Origin of the sequence: Bhargavaea sp. CC-171006 (genome assembly GCF_009761675.1) — a bacterium.
Classification (GTDB): Bacteria; Bacillota; Bacilli; order Bacillales_A; family Planococcaceae; genus Bhargavaea; species Bhargavaea changchunensis.
On sequence record NZ_QUZH01000030.1, the window covers coordinates 23564 to 41043 of the forward strand.

The window sequence follows — 17480 nt, forward strand, 5'->3', positions numbered from 1 at the left end:
CCCTAGAATTATATAACGGTTTGGCTCAGGATGCAATCGGTAAGGAAAGAGTCGGAATATTAGGTTGCAGGAGAGTGGGGTTGTTATATGGAAGGAAGTCTTTGTGGTTTTCTGTCTGATAGGACAAGCTTCTTTTTTTCAATAAATCCTTGCGGATTTTGCTACGGCTCCTCGCTTACCGCGGGCGTTGCCTTAGCCTCCTCGAGCTGCGCTCTGCGGGGTCTTCGGCTAACGCTTTTCCCGCAGGTGTCTCGGACCCTCCGCTACAATCCGTTCTATAGTGAGTTTTTCAAGAGCCCCCTTTCTTCCACCTTAATTTCAACGACGGAATTTGTTCAATGTGCATTTGGAACAGAGCCTTTTCTATATAGAGGAAACATGCCCCCCGATGTTTTCAAGAATTACAAAAAGCTCCGGCAGCCCGGAGCTTTTCTTTTCCCTCAGAGAATCATTGCGGCGATCCAGCCGAAGATGACGAGGGGGATGTTGTAGTGGATGAAGGTCGGGACGCAGGTGTCCCAGATGTGGTTGTGCTTGCCGTCGGCGTTGAGCCCGGCGGTCGGTCCGAGTGTGGAGTCGGATGCCGGGGAGCCGGCGTCGCCGAGTGCTCCGGCCGTGCCGATCAGTGAGATGATCGCCAGTGTGCTGAAACCGAACTCGACGCTGAGCGGAACAAAGATGGCGGCGATGATCGGCACCGTTGCGAACGAGGATCCGATGCCCATCGTGACGAGCAGGCCGACAAGCAACATGATGAATGCCGCCATGCCTTTGTTGTCTCCGAGCATGCCGCTGGCGGATTCTACGAGAGTCTCGACGTGGCCGGTTGCCTGGATGACGCCGGCAAATCCGTTTGCCGCGATCATGACAAAGCCGACAAACGCCATCATCTTCATGCCGTCGTTGAGGAGCTCGTCCGCTTCTTTCCATCGGACAGCACCTGTCGCATACAGAACGGCAATACCGGAAATGGCACCGACGATCATGGAGTCGGTCATGATCTGTCCGACAAGTGCCGCTGCAAGCGCGATTACCGTAAAGACGATGTTGCGTGTCCGGACTTCCCGATCCGGTCCGTTAGCGATGGCCTGGCTGTCCCCGTAGTCACGTGGTTTCCGGTAGGAGATGAAAATGGCGATGACAAGTCCGAGAGCCATGCCGGCGACCGGAAGTGCCATAGCCGACGGAATATCCGCCATGTCGATCTCGAGTCCGGCCAATGCCATCTGGTTGGCAATGACTTCGTGGAAGAGAAGACCGAACCCGTAAGGCAGCAGGACGTAAGGTGCGATCAGTCCAAATGCGAGCACACAGGCGATCAGCCGGCGGTCGATCTTCAGCATGTCAAGGATGTGCAGGATCGGCGGCACGAGCAGCGGCACAAATGCGATGTGGATCGGAATCAGGTTCTGTGACGAAATGGCAACCAGAAGCAGGATCATGATGATCAGCGCCTTGGCCAGTCCTTTGCGCTCCCCTTCCCCTTCGTTGCCGACAACTTTCAGGATCAGTTTGACGAGCACTTCAGGAATGCCGGTCCGGGAGATGGCGACCGCAAACCCGCCGAGAAGTGCATAGCTGAGTGCGATCGTCGCACCGCCCCCGAGGCCCTCGGTAAACGCCCCGATTGTATCTTCTATGGAAAGGCCGCCCGTCAGGCCGCCGGCAATCGCGCCGACAGCCAGCGCCAGTACGACGTTGACCCGGAGAAGGCTCAGGACAAGCATGACGGCGACCGCAATAATGACTGCATTCATAACAAGTACTCCTTTTCGCTTCATCACTTCACCGTGATAAAGCGTTAAAATGAATGTTATTAGATTATCATGGCGGCTGCAGGCTGTCAACCCCTTCAGAAAGTGAATGCGAACAGAATCACACGCTCCATTTTTATGAGTGCGCATAGAGTAGGCATAACCGCGCATAGAACTGCAGCAAGCGCGCATAGGAATCCTTGCGCGCTCATTGTCAGCCATTATATTGCTCCGCACACACAAAAGAACCGGCAGGCTCCCAAACGGGGGCCTGCCGGTTTCCTATCATGCGCGCTGCATGACTTCTTCGTATTTCGTGATCTGATCTTCATATTTGAAGGTCAGTGCGATTTCATCCCAGCCGTTCAGGAGCATTTCCTTCCAGTACGGGTCGATGTCGAACCGGTGGACGGTGCCGTCCGGCTGCGTGACGGTCTGTTCTGCAAGATTGACCGCAAGCTGGAGCGGTTCAGCCTTGCCCTTTGCGAGGAGCTCTTCCACTTCCTCTTCCGGCAGGCTGATCGGCAGGATGCCGTTTTTCATGCAGTTATTATAGAAGATATCGGCGTAGCTCGGCGCGATGACGACGCGGAATCCATAGTCAAGGATGGCCCACGGTGCGTGTTCGCGTGAGGAGCCGCAGCCGAAGTTTTCGCGTGCGACGAGGATTTCGGATCCGTCAAAACGGGGATCGTTCAGGACAAATCCGTCCCTTTTATTGCCCTCGGCATCAAAGCGCCAATGGTAGAACAGGTACTTGCCGAAGCCGGTCCGTTCGATGCGCTTCAGGAATTCCTTGGATATGATCTGGTCGGTGTCGACGTTGCTCCGTTCGAGCGGCGTCAGGATACTGGTGACTTCATTGATCGGTTTCATGGATGCAGCCTCCTTTCATCGTCCCGCTCAGGCGTGGACGGCAAATTCTTCGCGGACGTCGGTGAATCGGCCGTTGATGGCTGCGGCTGCAGCCATGGCCGGGCTCACGAGGTGCGTTCGGGCACCCGTCCCCTGCCGTCCTTCAAAGTTCCGGTTGGATGTGGATGCACAGCGTTCGCCTGCCGGGACGACATCGTCGTTCATGGCTAGGCACATGCTGCACCCCGATTCACGCCATTCAAATCCTGCTTCGGTGAAGACCTTGTCGAGGCCTTGCTCTTCCGCCTGCTTCTTGACCGTACGGGAGCCCGGTACAACGATGGCGCGGACCCCATCACGGACTTTCTTGCCTTCGATCACGCGGGCTGCTTCGCGAAGGTCGCTCAGGCGGGCGTTCGTGCACGATCCGATAAACACGTGCTGAATCTCGATGTTCGTGAACTTCTGGCCCTCTTCAAGTCCCATGTAGTCAATGGCACGGAGGAAGGATTCGCGCTCAAGCTCGTTCTCAAAGTCCGAAGCATGAGGGACGTGCCCGGAGATCCCGTCACCCATACCCGGGTTCGTACCCCAGGTGATGAACGGTTCAATCTCGTCTGCATGGATCGATACAGACTTGTCATACGCTGCCCCTTCATCCGAAGCAAGGGAAAGCCAATCTTCGGCAGCTTTGTCGAATGCCTCGCCCTGCGGGGCATATTTGCGTCCGCGAAGGTACTCGACTGTCGTTTCATCCGGGCTGATCAGGCCTGCACGGGCACCTGCTTCGATCGACATGTTGCAGATCGTCATCCGCTCTTCCATCGTAAGCTTGCGGATCGCCTCTCCCGTGTATTCCACGATATGGCCTGTGCCCATGTCGGTGCCGAACTTTGCGATGATGGCCAGGATGATGTCCTTGGCGGCAACGCCCGGGGCAATCTCACCATCGATACGGATCTCCAGTGTCTTCGGGCGGGACTGCCAGAGCGTCTGCGTGGACAGCACGTGCTCGACTTCACTCGTTCCGATGCCGAAAGCGAGAGCGCCGAATGCGCCGTGCGTCGAAGTATGGGAGTCGCCGCAGACGATCGTCTTGCCCGGCTGGGTAAGACCGAGCTCGGGCCCGATTACATGAACGATCCCCTGATCGGGGTGGTCGACGTCCGCAAGCGGCACGCCGAACTCCTCGCAGTTTTCCGCCAGTGTCCGGATCTGCTTGCGTGCGATCGGATCCTTGATCACCTTGCGGTTGACCGTCGGCACGTTATGGTCCATCGTCGCGAAGCAGAGGTCCGGCCGGCGGACTTTGCGCCCGTTCAGGCGCAGTCCTTCAAACGCCTGCGGAGAAGTGACTTCGTGAAGAAGATGGAGGTCGATGTAGAGGAGGTCCGGTTTGCCCGGTTCTCCGACGACGATGTGCCGGTCCCAGATTTTATCGATGATTGTCTTTGCCATTGCGTTCCGCCTCCCGTTTTACATATACGAAAACATAATATCTTCCGACACGGCTTCCGCGTCGAGCTGTTCGATGACTTTGTCGGTCCATTCTTCCGTCGTGAGGGAACGGCCTCCCGCCTCGGCGAGGTCCGCCGTGCGGCAGCCGTCTTCGAGTACGGTCTGGACCGCTTCTTCGATCGCTGCCGCCTCGGTCTCCATTCCGAACGAGTAGCGGAGCATCATCGCGGCCGACAGGATCGCCGCCGCCGGATTCGCGATTCCCTTGCCGGCGATGTCCGGGCCGGAACCGTGCACCGGCTCATAAAGGCCGAAGCCGTCGGTGCGGATGCTCGCGGACGGCAGCATGCCAAGTGAACCTGTGATGACTGATGCTTCGTCGCTCAGGATATCCCCGAACATGTTCTCGGTCACCACGACGTCGAATGCGGACGGATCCGTGATGAGCTTCATCGCGCAAGAGTCGACCAGCTGGTGCTCGACTGTGACGTCCGGATAGGCCGCCTTTTTCTCTTCGACGACCTCCCGCCAGAGCCTGCTCGACTCCAGGACGTTGGCCTTGTCGACGGAAGTCACTTTGCCCCTTCTCACCCGGGCAAGCTCGAAAGCCTGCTCGACAATGCGGCTGATTTCCTCCCTGGAGTAGACAAGCGTGTCATAAGCGTCGTCGGCCGTGCGGGCCTTTTCTCCGAAGTAGAGGCCCCCGGTCAGCTCACGGACGATCATGAGATCGACGCCTGCCGCCTTTTCCTCTTTCAGAGGAGAAGCGGACAGCAGTGCCGGTACCGCCTTGACGGGACGGAGGTTTGCGAACAGGCCGAAATGTTTGCGGATGGCAAGCAGTCCTTTCTCCGGGCGGAGTTCGGACGGATTGTTGTCCCATTTCGGTCCCCCGACGGCGCCCAGAAGAACAGCATCCGCCGTCCCGCAGGCGTCGGCCGTCTCTTTCGGGAACGGGCTATCGAGGGCGTCAATTGCCGCTCCGCCGATGAGGCCGTAGGAAAAATTGAATTCGTGCTGATAGCGGCGTGCAATAAGCTTCAGGACCTTGACGGCAGCCCTTGTCACTTCGGGGCCGATTCCGTCTCCGGGCAATACGGCAATTGTCTTTTCCATGTTCGTTTCCTCCTTTTAGTGGTCAGATCGGCGTGCGGGTTACGTTAAAGGAACGGTAGCTTCCGGAGCCTGCTGTGCGTTTTTGACAAGTTTCCGGTTGATTGCGTTCAGGTAGGCATTGGCTGTTGCTTCCAGTACATCCTGCGCAGCGTCGCGGCCCGTGATTTCGTCATCTCCGATCAGGACTTTGACGACCGCCTCTCCGAGTGCATCGCGGCCTTTGCCGACAGATGATACACGGTAGTCAAGGATGTGGACCTTCTCGCTCACGATGCGTTCAAGCGCATTGAAAATCGTTTCGACGGAGCCGGTGCCGGTTGCCGCCTCGGTGACGGTCTCTCCGTCAGGCCGGACGACGGTGATCGTCGCCGTCGGAATGTTCGCCGTGCCGCTGGACAGCTGGACGCCTGACAGTTCGTAGATCGGCGCGTCCGCTTCCTGGATCTGCTGGTCGGTGAGGATGACGAGCAGGTCCGCTTCGGTGATGACCTTCTTGCGGTCCGCCAGCTTCTTGAACTCCGCAAACGCTTCGTTCAGCCGCTCCGGCTCCAGGGAGAAGCCCAGCTCTTCGGCACGGGTCTTGAACGCATGGCGTCCGGAGTGCTTGCCGAGGACCAATTCGGTATGGGCATCGCCGATCAGTTCCGGCGTGATGATTTCGTAAGTGTTCGGGTTTTTAAGCATGCCGTCCTGGTGGATGCCGGACTCATGGGCAAAGGCATTCTTGCCCGTCACCGCCTTGTTCGGCTGGATCGCGACGCCCGTCAGCTGGCTGACTAACTGGCTCGTGCGCTTGATCTCCTTCAGGTTGATGCCGGTCTCGACATTGTAGTGGTCCTTCCGGATATGGAGAGCGACCGCAACTTCCTCGAGGCCGACGTTGCCGGCGCGCTCGCCGATCGCGTTGATGGTGCCCTCCACCTGGTCGGCGCCGTTCTCGATGGCTGCGAGCGTGTTGGCCGTCGCCATGCCGAGGTCGTCATGGCAGTGGGCGGAAAGCTTCACACGGTCGATGTTCGGAACGGTCTCCTTCAGGAACTTGAAGATGGAACCGTAGTCCTGCGGCGTCGCATAGCCGACAGTGTCCGGAATGTTGACGGTCGTAGCGCCTGCCTTGACGACTTCGGTCACGATGCGGGCGAGGAAATCAGGCTCCGTGCGAGATCCGTCTTCCGCCGACCACTGGACGAGCGGGAAAAACTTCTTCGCGTACTTGACCGCTTCTACCGATGCCTCGATCACTTCATCCGGCGTCTTTTTCAGCTTGTAGGCCATATGGATCGGAGACGTTGCAAGGAAGATATGGATGTGGGGCTGCTCCGCGACGCGGAGCGCTTCCCATGCTGCATCAATATCCTTCTGGTTGCAGCGGGCAAGGCCCGTCACGATCGAATTCTTGACCGTGCCTGCAATTTTCCGGACGGCGTCCTGGTCGCCGGGGGAAGCGGCCGGGAAGCCGGCCTCCATGACCGTCACACCGAGCCGTTCCAGCTGGCGCGCGATCTCGAGCTTCTCGGCGGTGTTCAGGTTAATCCCCGCCGACTGCTCCCCGTCCCTCAGGGTCGTGTCGAAAATATCAATTTTGCGCACTGGCGACCACTTCCTTTTTGATCTTCTTGCCTTCGTTGACGAATGGCATCATGGCGCGGAGCTCGCGGCCGACCGACTCGATCTGGTGCTCGGACTCGCGGCGGTTGATGGCGTTGTATTCAGGACGGCCAAGCTGGTTCTCAAGCAGCCAGCCTTTTGCAAACTTGCCGTTTTGGATATCTTCCAGCACTTCCTTCATGCGGGCTTTTGTTTCATCCGTGATGACGCGCGGTCCGGAGACGAAGTCGCCCCACTGTGCCGTGTCGGAGATGGAGTAGCGCATGTTTTCGATGCCGCCCTCGTACATGAGGTCGACGATCAGCTTCAGTTCATGGAGAACCTCGAAGTAAGCGACTTCCGGCTGGTAGCCCGCTTCGACCAGTGTTTCGAACCCAGCCTTCACGAGTGCCGTTGTACCGCCGCAGAGCACAGCCTGTTCGCCGAAGAGGTCTGTTTCGGTCTCTTCCTGGAAAGTGGTCTCAAGAACGCCTGCACGCGCAGCGCCGATTCCTTTGGCATAAGCGAGAGCGAGATCCTTCGCCTGGCCGGTTGCGTCCTGGTGGATTGCGATCAGTGCCGGTACACCTGCGCCGCTTTCGTACGTGCGGCGGACAAGGTGTCCAGGGCCTTTCGGTGCGACCATGAATACGTCGACATCGGCCGGAGGAACGATCTGTCCGAAGTGGATGTTGAACCCGTGTGCGAAGACGAGCGCCTTGCCTGCAGTGAGGGCCGGCTTGATCTCTTCGTTGTAGACCTGAGTCTGACGCTCATCCGGGAGGAGAACCATGATGACATCCGCAGCTGCAGAAGCTTCGGCAACCGTGCCGACCTGGAGGCCGTCTTCCTGCGCCATTTCGAACGAATTGCCCGGGCGTACGCCGACGATGACATCGAAGCCGGATTCTTTCAGGTTCTGTGCATGGGCATGGCCCTGGGAACCGTAGCCGATGACCGCGATTTTACGTCCTTGGAGAACTGCCTCGTTAACATCTTGGTTATAGTACATTTTTGCCATTTTCATTTTCCTCCCTGTGGGTTCTGTTTTTTTGGTTGGGCCGGGCTTCGAAGCGGGCCGGCCTGCCGCGGGAATCTCTCTGATTGTGTTCGTTGCACCGATGGAGCTTTACTGAAGGATCAGATCGGGCATGGTGTCCGCGCGCTGTGTCTCGCGGGTAAAGGCGGTGACGCCGGTGCGCGAGATTTCCTTGATGCCGTATGGGCGGACGAGGTCGATGAAGGCCTCGATCTTTTCCGGATCTCCCGTCACCTGATAGGTTGTGACGTTCTTGCTCATGTCGATCACCTGCGCGCGGAACGGCTCGACGATGCTCCGGACTTCCTGGCGGAGCTGCGGCGGCGTGACGACCTTGACGAGCGCCAGTTCCCGCATGACCATCGCCTTGTCGGAGATGTCGTTTACCTTGATGACGTCGATCTGTTTGGACAGCTGCTTGACCAGCTGCTCGACCTTCGAGGAATCCTCGACGTGGACGACGAAGGTGATCTTCGACATGCCCGGTGTCTCGGTATGCCCGACGGTGATGCTCTCGATGTTGAACTGCCGCTTCATGAGGAGGCCTGTCACCCGGTTCAGGACACCGCTCTGGTTGAGGACTGTTGTCGTTATGATCCGTTTCACCGTTCCATCACTCCGATCATTTCACTGAGGCTCTTGCCCGGCGCGACCATCGGGTAGACGTTTTCTGTCGCGAGCACCCGGCAGTCGACAAGTGCCGGACCGTCCGACTCGATCGCTTCCCGGATGACCCGTTCCGCCTCGGCAAGTGTCTCGACTTTGTAACCCTTGACCTCATACGCTTCCGCCAGCTTCACGAAGTCCGGCTGAACAGGCACGAGCGAAGAGGAGTAGCGTTCCCCGTGGAAGGTCTCCTGCCACTGGCGGACCATGCCGAGCGATGCATTGTTCAGGATGATGACCTTCACCGGAAGCTTGAACTCCTGCAGGATGGAAAGCTCCTGCAGTGTCATCTGGAAGCCGGCGTCTCCGACGATCGCAACGACTTTTTCACCCGGGAAGGCGAGCTGTGCGCCGATGGCTGCGGGGAAACCGAAGCCCATCGTCCCGAGTCCTCCGGATGTCACCCAGTGGTGCGGGTGGTTCGGCTCGTAATACTGGGCGGCGAACATCTGGTGCTGGCCGACGTCAGTCGTGACGATCGCATCGCCTCCCGTGTACTTGTGGATGAGCCGTACCGCATCCTGCGGCATGATCTGGCCTTCCGGAGCTTCTTCGTAGCCGAACGGACGGGTCTCCCGGTATTCTTCCAGTTGGGCGAGCCATTTTTCCGTATCCGGAGTATCGAAGCCTTTTTTGTTCAGCTCCGCGAGAGCAGCCTTGGCGTCCGCTACGATCGGAATGTCGGTCGGGACGTTCTTGCCGATCTCCGCCGGGTCGATGTCGATGTGGATCACTTTTGCATTCGGCGCGAAACCTTTGAGATTGCCGGTGAGCCGGTCGTCGAAGCGGGCACCGATGTTCAGGAGCACATCGCATTCCTGGATGGCCATGTTCGCGGCGTAAGACCCGTGCATGCCGGCCATTCCCAGCCCGAGCTCATGTCCGCCCGGGACGGTCCCGATGCCGAGCAGCGTCGTCGTCACCGGGATGCGGTACCGCTCGATAAAGCTCCTGAGCTCCCCTGTGGCTTCCGCGGCGAGGATGCCGGCTCCCGCAAGGATCAGCGGCCGTTTCGCTTCTGAAAGGGCCTGTGCCGCTTTCTGGATCTGGAGGAAGTTCGGCTTGACCGTCGGCTGGTAGCCCGGCAGATAGACGCTCTCAGGATGAGGAATTTCCCCGGCGAGTTCCGCCAGCGACACATCCTTCGGAATGTCGACGACTACAGGGCCCTTCCGTCCTGTGGAAGCGATATGGAAGGCTTCCTTGATGATCCGCGGGATGTCTTTTGCATCCTTTACCTGGTAGTTGTGCTTCGTGATGGGTTGTGTGATGCCAATGACATCCGCCTCCTGGAAGGCATCTGTGCCGATCACCTGCTGGGCGACCTGCCCGGTCAGGACGACGAGCGGGAGCGAGTCCAACATGGCATCCGCGATGCCGGTCACAAGGTTCGTTGCCCCCGGACCGGAAGTGGCGATCACCACGCCGGTCCTTCCTGTCGTGCGTGCAAACCCTTCGGCTGCGTGGATGGCACCCTGCTCATGACGGGCCAGGATGTGCCGGATCGGATTCTTGTACAGTGCATCGTAGATCGGGAGCACCGCACCGCCCGGGTAGCCGAAAATAATGTCCACGCCCTCGTTTTTCAAAGACCGGACCAGCAGGTCGGCTCCGTTGCCGGCTGCCGCCGGCGTGACGGCTTGTTTTGTTTCCCTTACCTTGACGCTCGCTTCCATCTGCGCCTTCCTCCTTCACTCGTGAGTTTTGTATTTAAAAAACAAAAGACCCCTCCACCCCCTTGCACGGAACACAGTCGTCTTCCGTTGCAAGGGATGAAAGAGCCTTTCATGGTACCACCCTTGTTCGCGGCTTCGCCGCCTCGGTGGCCGGGCTGGGAGCCCGGCCGGTTGGTAACGGGGCGGCGCGATGCCTGCCCCGGGAACACCTTGGGAATGATCCGTTCAGTGTTCCGCTCGGAGGTGATGTCGGTCGGGGCTGCACTGCCGGGTTCCAGCTGTTCCGGCTCTCTGGTAAATGCAGGGGTCCTTCCCTTTTGCCTCTTCTGCGCTTTGGTTCGATTTAAGTCTTGTCAGATCTTCATGACGCCGCCTGTGTTGGCGGATGTGACCAGTTTCGAGTAGCGGGCGAGATAGCCCGTCTTGATCTTCGGTTCAAACGGCTTCACGTTCTTGCGCCGTTGTTCCAGCACGTCTTCCGGGACCTTGAGTTCGATCTTTCGGTTGACGAGATCGATTTCGATGATGTCACCGTTCTCGACCAGGCCGATCGGACCGCCTTCCGCCGCCTCCGGCGAAATATGCCCGACTGCGATGCCCCGGGATGCACCCGAGAATCGTCCGTCCGTGATGAGTGCGACTTTTGTGCCGAGTCCGCGTCCGACTATTGCCGATGTCGGGGCGAGCATTTCCGGCATGCCGGGGCCGCCTTTCGGACCCTCGTATCGGATGACGACCACATGACCTTCCTGGACCGTGCCGTCATCGATACCTTTCTGGGCTTCTTCCTGTGATTCGAAGACGATGGCATCGCCCTCGAACACCTTGATGGAAGGATCGACCGCGCCGACTTTGATGACGCCGCCATCCGGTGCCAGATTCCCATATAAGACGGATAGGCCGCCCACCGGGCTATACGGGTTTTCTTTTGGCCGGATGACCTGCTCATTCAAAATCTTGCTGTCTTTCACGTTTTCATAAAGTGTTTTGCCGGTGACCGTCATCCGGTCCGGGTGAATAGCACCCGGGATGTCGCACAGTTCACGGATGATCGCATTGACGCCGCCGGCAAGGTGCACATCATGCATCGAATAATCCGACGCAGGCATGAGCTTGGACAAATACGGAACGCGCTCGGCGATTTCGTTGACCTTCTTCAGGTCATAGTCAATGCCGGCTTCATGCGCGATGGCGAGTGTGTGAAGGACGGTATTTGTCGAGCCGCCCATCGCCATGTCAAGCGCAAATGCGTCATCGATGGTCTCTTCCGTAACCAGATCACGTGGCTTCACGTCTTCCTCGACCATGCGCATCAGCTGCTTGGCCGCCTCATAGATGAGGTCCTTGCGTTTGTCCGAGGTTGCGACGATTGTGCCGTTTTGCGGAAGGGCGACTCCCATCATCTCCATGAGGGTGTTCATCGAGTTGGCGGTGAACATCCCTGAGCAGGAGCCGCATGTCGGACAAGCGCTCTGCTCGATTTCGAGAAGCTGGGTCTCGGACATCGATCCCTGTTTGTAGGCGCCGACTCCCTCGAATACTGAGGTAAGGGAAAGCTGCCTGCCGTCGGAACCGACACCGGCTTCCATGGGACCGCCCGATACGAAGATCGACGGGACGTTCGTCCGGACTGCCGCCATGAGCATTCCCGGCGTGATCTTGTCACAGTTCGGGATATAGAACACACCGTCGAACCAGTGAGCGTTGATGACCGTCTCAGCCGAATCAGCGATGATTTCCCGGCTCGGAAGCGAGTAGCGCATTCCGATGTGCCCCATCGCAATCCCGTCATCGACTCCGATCGTGTTGAACTCGAACGGAATTCCTCCCGCTTCACGGATCGCTTCCTTGACGACTTCCGCGAACTTGTTCAGGTGCATATGCCCCGGGATAATGTCGACGTAGGAGTTACAGACGCCGATGAACGGCTTGCCCATATCCTTCGCCTTGACGCCCGCTGCATATAGCAGGCTCCGGTGCGGTGCCCGGTCGATTCCTTTTTTAATCATGTCGCTTCGCATAAGATGATCTCTCCTCTGAATGGAGGCGGAGCGGCTTCTGGCCGTGCTCTTTTGCCGTCTCTCAAAATGAATTGAACACATCATAACGCGGTTAAAATATTGCGTCAAGTCGCTTTTTCCAAGTTTTTGTGCAATTTAGAATTGGATTCAGTCTGTAAACGTTTGCAAACGTTGATATATCGCATTCTGCACTTCTTAAAAATAATTTGAGAATTATTTCGCAAGGTTGATTGGAAGCGTAATCACCTGCCGATGCGAGGGCCTTAACCGATATAGAAAAAAGGAAGTCAAGAGAGGAGTTCCATCCCGATTTGGCATGGAGTGCAGGGAATTCCGTACAAACAAAAAAAGACCCCCGCCCACGTCTGGGCGGAGGTCAAAGTCCACGTCTGGACTTTGGAAGCGGAGCGGCTGATCAGGCCGGCCCGCTTCCGATATTCGATTTACATCATCTTCTCAGATTACTTCTGGATAGAAGCTACGACGCCTGCACCAACTGTGCGGCCACCTTCACGGATCGAGAATTTAGTACCTTCTTCGATCGCGATTGGCGAGATGAGTTCTACTGTCATTTCAACGTTGTCGCCAGGCATAACCATTTCAACGCCTTCTGGAAGCGTGATGATGCCGGTTACGTCAGTTGTACGGAAGTAGAACTGCGGGCGGTAGTTGGAGAAGAATGGCGTGTGACGGCCACCTTCTTCTTTGGACAGAACGTAAACTTCAGATTTGAAGTTAGTGTGTGGAGTGATCGAGCCTGGCTTCGCAAGAACTTGGCCACGCTGGATGTCTTCACGTGCAACACCACGGAGAAGCGCACCGATGTTGTCGCCAGCTTCTGCATAGTCGAGAAGCTTACGGAACATTTCAACGCCTGTTACTGTAGTCGATTTTGCTTCTTCAGCAAGACCGATGATTTCAACAGTGTCGCCGACTTTAACTTGTCCACGTTCTACACGGCCTGTTGCAACAGTACCACGGCCTGTGATCGAGAATACGTCCTCGACAGGCATCATGAATGGCTTTTCAGTGTCGCGCTCTGGAGTTGGGATGTAGCTGTCAACTGCGTCCATGAGCTCAACGATTTTCTCTTCCCATTCTGCTTCGCCTTCGAGGGCTTTCAGAGCGGAACCTTTGATGACTGGAACGTCATCGCCAGGGAAGTCGTACTCGGAAAGGAGGTCACGGACTTCCATTTCAACGAGTTCAAGAAGTTCTTCGTCGTCAACCATGTCGCACTTGTTAAGGAATACGACGAGGTAAGGAACACCAACCTGACGGGACAGGAGGATGTGCTCACGAGTTTGTGGCATTGGGCCGTCAGCTGCGGATACAACGAGGATTCCGCCGTCCATCTGAGCTGCACCAGTGATCATGTTCTTGACATAGTCAGCGTGACCTGGGCAGTCAACGTGTGCGTAGTGGCGGCTTTCTGTTTCATACTCGATGTGGGAAGTGTTGATTGTGATCCCGCGCTCTTTTTCTTCAGGAGCGTTGTCAACATCAGCGTAAGAACGTGCTTCACCGCCGCCTTTTTTCGCGAGAACTGTCGCGATTGCAGCAGTCAGAGTTGTTTTACCATGGTCAACGTGACCAATTGTACCGATGTTCGCATGCGTTTTGGAGCGATCGAATTTTTCTTTACCCATTAGGAAAATCCTCCTTAAATGTAAGAGATAGTTGGTATGGTCCGCGGGGAAGCCGCACTTCCCCACCTTCCATATCTTATAGGTTAGTTATACTTGAATCAAAGGGGAATTTCAATTATTCACCTTTAACTTTTTTGACGATTTCTTCCCGGATGGACTTAGGAACTTCCTCGTAGTGATCGAACACCATCGAGAATGTGCCGCGGCCCTGCGTGTTCGAGCGGAGCGATGTCGCATAGCCGAACATTTCGGAAAGTGGAACCATCGCGCGGACGACTTGAGCGTTACCGCGGGCTTCCATACCTTCAACGCGGCCGCGTCGGGAAGTGATGTCGCCCATGATGTCGCCCATGTACTCTTCAGGGATGACAACTTCAACTTTCATCATCGGCTCAAGAAGTACAGCGTTGACCTTCGATACTGCGTTCTTGACTGCCATGGAAGCGGCAATCTTGAACGCCATTTCGCTGGAGTCAACATCGTGGTAAGAACCATCGAAGAGCTTGGCTTTGACGTCGATGACAGGGAATCCTGCCACAACACCGTTTTCGAGTGCGTCTCTAACGCCCGCTTCAACAGCAGGAACGTATTCACGCGGAACAACACCACCGACGATGCCGTTCGTGAACTCGAAGCCGGCGCCTTCTTCGTTTGGCGAGAATTCGATCCAGACGTGGCCGAACTGACCGCGGCCGCCGGACTGGCGTACGAATTTACCTTCGACATTTGCAGTCTGGCGGAACGTCTCACGGTAGGATACCTGAGGCGCACCGACGTTCGCTTCAACCTTGAACTCGCGCTTGAGGCGGTCAACGATGATGTCGAGGTGAAGTTCACCCATACCCGCAATGATAACTTCACCAGTTTCCTGGTCAGTATGCGCGCGGAATGTAGGGTCTTCTTCCTGGAGCTTGCCGAGGGCAATGCCCATCTTGTCCTGGTCGCCTTTGGTCTTCGGCTCGATTGCAACCGAGATAACCGGCTCAGGGAATTCCATCGACTCAAGGATGACGAGTGCTTTCTCGTCGCAGAGCGTGTCGCCTGTGCCTGTGTCTTTCAGGCCGACGGCAGCCGCGATTTCACCTGCATGCACTTCGGAGATCTCCTCACGGGAGTTCGCGTGCATCTGCAGGATCCGGCCGACGCGCTCACGCTTGCCTTTTGTCGAGTTCTGAACGTAAGAACCGGACTGAAGGACACCGGAGTAGACACGGAAGAATGTCAGCTTACCGACGAACGGGTCAGTCATGACCTTGAACGCGAGTGCCGAGAATGGCTCGCTGTCATCGGCATGGCGTTCCATTGCTTCGCCTGTGTCAGGGTCAGTGCCGTCGATTGCCGGAATGTCCAGCGGGGACGGGAGGTAGTCGACAACTGCGTCAAGGACGAGCTGGACACCTTTGTTCTTGAACGCTGTACCGAGGACGACCGGGTAGAATTCTACCGCGAGTGTCGCTTTACGGATAGCAGCCTTGATCTCTTCAACAGAGAGTTCTTCTCCGCCGAGGTATTTCTCCATGAGCTCTTCGTCGAACTCCGCAAGTGCTTCGATGAGCTTTTCGCGGTATTCGTCAGCCTGCTCCTGGTATTCGGCAGGAATTTCAGTGACTTCGACATCTGTTCCGAGGTCGTTGCCATACAGGATGGCTTTCTGCTCGACGAGGTCGATGATGCCGCGGAATTCGTCTTCAGCACCGATTGGAAGCTGAATCGGATGCGCATTTGCATCGAGACGGTCGTGCAGTGTTTTGACAGCGTAGAGGAAGTCTGCGCCTGTCTTGTCCATCTTGTTGACGAACACGAGACGAGGTACGCCGTAAGTGGTTGCCTGGCGCCATACTGTCTCTGTCTGTGGCTCAACGCCGGACTGGGCGTCAAGAACCGTTACCGCACCATCGAGTACGCGGAGGGAACGTTCTACTTCAACTGTGAAGTCGACGTGTCCCGGGGTGTCGATGATGTTGACGCGGTGGCCTTTCCATGCAGCAGTCGTCGCGGCGGAAGTGATCGTGATTCCGCGCTCCTGTTCCTGCTCCATCCAGTCCATCTGGGAAGCACCTTCGTGCGTTTCGCCGATTTTGTGGATCTTACCTGTGTAATAAAGGATACGCTCGGTTGTTGTAGTCTTACCGGCATCAATGTGAGCCATGATCCCGATGTTACGAGTGTTCTCCAAGGAGAATTCTCTAGCCATAATGTGTTTCTCCTCCTGTTATGTCGGAATAGAGTGGACTTCGGCTTGAACTTACCAGCGGTAGTGAGCGAATGCTTTGTTCGCTTCCGCCATTTTGTGAAGGTCTTCGCGACGCTTCACGGATGCACCAGTGTTGTTGGATGCATCAAGGATCTCGTTAGCCAGGCGCTCTTCCATCGTCTTCTCACCGCGCAGGCGGGAGTAGTTGACGAGGTAGCGGAGGCCGAGTGTGACACGGCGGTCAGGGCGGACTTCAACCGGTACCTGGTAGTTCGCGCCACCGACACGGCGGGCACGGACTTCGAGGACTGGCATGATGTTTTCGAGTGCTGCTTCGAATACTTCCAGAGGATCCTTACCGGAACGCTCACGGACGATTTCGAATGCGCCGTAGAGGGCTTTCTGGGCAGTACCCTTCTTGCCGTCTACCATGATTTTGTTTACAAGACGTGTCACGAGCTTCGAGTTATACAGCGGATCAGGCAACACGTCACGTTTTGCTACTGGACCTTTACGAGGCATGTGTGTTCCTCCTTTCAAACTTTACGACACCTTTGGAAGGTGTATTATTTTTTCTCTTTTGGCTTCTTCGCGCCGTATTGGGAACGGCTCTGCATACGGCCTTGAACGCCGGCTGTATCGAGGGCGCCGCGTACGATATGGTAGCGGACACCCGGAAGGTCTTTAACACGGCCGCCGCGGATCAGGACAACACTGTGCTCTTGCAGGTTGTGGCCTTCGCCAGGGATATACGCGTTGACTTCAATCGTGTTCGTCAGACGCACACGAGCGTATTTACGAAGCGCGGAGTTCGGCTTCTTAGGCGTCATAGTGCCGACACGTGTGCAGACACCGCGCTTTTGTGGCGAGTTCACATCTGTAAGAGATTTCTTGAAGCTGTTGTAACCTTTCCCGAGTGCCGGAGACTTCGACTTGGTCGCTTTCGACTTGCGCGGGTTGCGGACCAGTTGGTTAATTGTTGGCATCGATAGGGTCCTCCCTTCAGTTCTTTTTAATACCACACATCCAGGTGGTTCATTTTAGGGGTAAAAACAAAGTCTTTGCGCAGCATGACGCAAAAACCTACTCAGTAATGGCGATGACCGAAGCGCCGACATCGATTCCGTATGCCCGGCCGAGGTCTTTCCTCGTGCCTTCATAGCGTACCGGAATCCCGTTCTCTTCCGCAAGGGACAGAACGTCGCCGATCAGCCGCCCGTCAGCATCCGCGGCGAGAATCACTTCCCGCACCCGGCCCTTCCGGAGCGCCTTTACTGCCTGCTTTATACCGATGATCGTCTGTTTCTGATTCGCTTGTCCATGAGACATGCCATTTCCTCCAAGGAACCAAAAGTCAACTCTCAACCTTGAACATATTATCATCCCTGATTCCGTATGTCAATAAAAAACATATCATTTTTCCTGAGCTCGAAAAAGGGCGAATACCCCAGAGAAAAACGGCGAT

At 56.6% G+C, this 17480-nt stretch carries 14 protein-coding genes; all 14 read right to left on the reverse strand.

Going from position 1 to position 17480, the window contains the following annotated elements; translation table 11 throughout:
• Positions 1–440 precede the first annotated feature (440 nt).
• The 14 genes from DZC51_RS14050 to DZC51_RS14115 all read right to left on the reverse strand — a co-directional run bounded on the left by DZC51_RS14050 (position 441) and on the right by DZC51_RS14115 (position 17344).
• Positions 441–1757, reverse strand: a complete 1317-nt coding sequence (locus DZC51_RS14050) for a Na+/H+ antiporter family protein (RefSeq protein ID WP_157296944.1) — start codon at positions 1755–1757, stop codon at positions 441–443.
• 282 nt (positions 1758–2039) lie between these two features.
• On the reverse strand, positions 2040–2630 hold the full coding sequence (leuD, locus tag DZC51_RS14055) for a 3-isopropylmalate dehydratase small subunit (protein WP_157296946.1): 591 nt from the start codon (positions 2628–2630) through the stop codon (positions 2040–2042).
• Between the two features lie 27 nt (positions 2631–2657).
• Entirely contained in the window at positions 2658–4067 is a 1410-nt protein-coding gene (gene leuC, locus DZC51_RS14060; RefSeq protein ID WP_157296948.1) for a 3-isopropylmalate dehydratase large subunit, read from the reverse strand.
• 18 nt (positions 4068–4085) lie between these two features.
• Positions 4086–5183 carry a 3-isopropylmalate dehydrogenase gene (gene leuB, locus DZC51_RS14065; RefSeq protein WP_157296950.1) on the reverse strand — a complete coding sequence of 366 codons (1098 nt, stop codon included), beginning with the start codon at positions 5181–5183 and terminating at the stop codon, positions 4086–4088.
• Positions 5184–5222: 39 nt separating this feature from the next.
• Positions 5223–6773 carry a 2-isopropylmalate synthase gene (locus DZC51_RS14070; protein WP_157296952.1) on the reverse strand — a complete coding sequence of 517 codons (1551 nt, stop codon included), beginning with the start codon at positions 6771–6773 and terminating at the stop codon, positions 5223–5225.
• Entirely contained in the window at positions 6760–7893 is a 1134-nt protein-coding gene (ilvC, locus tag DZC51_RS14075) for a ketol-acid reductoisomerase (RefSeq protein WP_370513698.1), read from the reverse strand. The genes DZC51_RS14070 and ilvC overlap by 14 nt, the downstream gene beginning before the upstream one ends.
• Positions 7894–7899: 6 nt before the next feature.
• Positions 7900–8415, reverse strand: a complete 516-nt coding sequence (ilvN, locus tag DZC51_RS14080) for an acetolactate synthase small subunit (protein WP_157296956.1) — start codon at positions 8413–8415, stop codon at positions 7900–7902.
• A complete protein-coding gene (gene ilvB / locus DZC51_RS14085) occupies positions 8412–10151 on the reverse strand; it encodes a biosynthetic-type acetolactate synthase large subunit (RefSeq protein ID WP_157296958.1) in 1740 nt (579 codons plus the stop codon). The genes ilvN and ilvB overlap by 4 nt, the downstream gene beginning before the upstream one ends.
• 353 nt (positions 10152–10504) lie before the next feature.
• On the reverse strand, positions 10505–12172 hold the full coding sequence (gene ilvD, locus DZC51_RS14090) for a dihydroxy-acid dehydratase (RefSeq protein WP_157296960.1): 1668 nt from the start codon (positions 12170–12172) through the stop codon (positions 10505–10507).
• Positions 12173–12633: 461 nt separating this feature from the next.
• On the reverse strand, positions 12634–13821 hold the full coding sequence (gene tuf / locus DZC51_RS14095; RefSeq protein WP_157296962.1) for an elongation factor Tu: 1188 nt from the start codon (positions 13819–13821) through the stop codon (positions 12634–12636).
• 115 nt (positions 13822–13936) lie between these two features.
• Positions 13937–16015, reverse strand: coding sequence for an elongation factor G (gene fusA, locus DZC51_RS14100; RefSeq protein ID WP_157296964.1), 2079 nt, complete (start codon positions 16013–16015; stop codon positions 13937–13939).
• 51 nt (positions 16016–16066) lie between these two features.
• Positions 16067–16537, reverse strand: a complete 471-nt coding sequence (gene rpsG / locus DZC51_RS14105) for a 30S ribosomal protein S7 (RefSeq protein WP_008298901.1) — start codon at positions 16535–16537, stop codon at positions 16067–16069.
• A 44-nt stretch (positions 16538–16581) separates the two neighbouring features.
• On the reverse strand, positions 16582–17001 hold the full coding sequence (gene rpsL, locus DZC51_RS14110) for a 30S ribosomal protein S12 (RefSeq protein ID WP_008298903.1): 420 nt from the start codon (positions 16999–17001) through the stop codon (positions 16582–16584).
• Positions 17002–17098: 97 nt separating this feature from the next.
• The gene (locus DZC51_RS14115) at positions 17099–17344 is read right to left on the reverse strand and encodes a ribosomal L7Ae/L30e/S12e/Gadd45 family protein (protein WP_157296966.1); all 246 of its coding nucleotides are present in this window, start codon (positions 17342–17344) and stop codon (positions 17099–17101) included.
• Positions 17345–17480: the final 136 nt, after the last annotated feature.